The 954-nt window shown below is 75.7% G+C and carries 1 protein-coding gene; it reads right to left on the reverse strand.

The window, feature by feature from the left end; translation table 11 throughout:
• Positions 1-871: ROK family transcriptional regulator (locus tag DI269_RS12955; RefSeq protein WP_112136543.1), on the reverse strand; the 871-nt coding region annotated here is incomplete at its 3' end.
• Positions 872-954 lie beyond the last annotated feature (83 nt).

Raw genomic sequence — 954 nt, forward strand, 5'->3', positions numbered from 1 at the left:
CCTCGATGCCGACGGGGCGGCCGTGGGCGAGCGAGACGGCGTCGGCGATGGCGGCCGAGGCCGCGACGGCCTCGACGCAGCCGCGGCGCCCGCACGCGCACACCCGGTCGGGCGCGGCGAGCGGCAGGTGCCCGATCTCCCCCGCGACCCCGTACGCGCCCTCGACGACCTCGCCGTTGACGTGCAGGCCCGAGCCGATGCCGCGGCCGATGGTGACGATCGCGAACGAGTCGGTGCCGACGCCGATGCCGAACCAGTGCTCGCCGATCGTCAAGGCGCGCACGTCGTTCTCGACGATCACGGGCGCCTCCAGGCGCTCGCGCAGGCGCTCGCCGAGGTCGACGCCGCTCCAGCCCATGAGGCCCGACTCGCGGACGACGCCGGTCGCGGCGTCCACGTCGCCGGAGACGGCGACGCCGATCCCCGCGATGCGCGCGGCGGCCGGGCCGATCGCGGCCCGGAGGTTACCGATCACCGCGGCAACGGCGTCCACGACGGCGCCGGGATCGCGGTCGGGCAGCGGCGCGCGCTCCCCGGCGAGGACGCCGGTGCGCAGGTCGGTGGCGACCGCGATGATCTCGTCGACGTTGATCTTGACGCCGATCGCGGTGAGCGCCTCCGGGATCACGGCGATGGGGCTGACCGGGCGGCCCGGCTGGCCCGCGCGCTGGGTGCCGAGCCGGTCGTCCACGAGCCCGGCGGCCACGAGCGGGGTGACGGCTTTCGTGACGGCGGCCTGGGACAGGCCGGTGGACTTGGCGATGTCGATGCGGCTGATCGGGCTGCGGGTGAGGACCACCGTGAACACGCGGGCGGCGGCCGCCGAGGCGCCGTGCAGCAGTGCGACCCGCTGCGCCGCTTCGTCGTCCATGTGTCTCCTTCATCGGGTTCGCATACGGTAGCGGGCGGCGCGGGGTCCCGCGCCGCCCGCCCGGAAAGCGGCTTACTGGGTGA

The sequence above is a fragment of the Glycomyces dulcitolivorans genome, assembly GCF_003265355.1.
GTDB classification, from domain to species: domain Bacteria; phylum Actinomycetota; class Actinomycetes; order Mycobacteriales; family Micromonosporaceae; genus Glycomyces; species Glycomyces dulcitolivorans.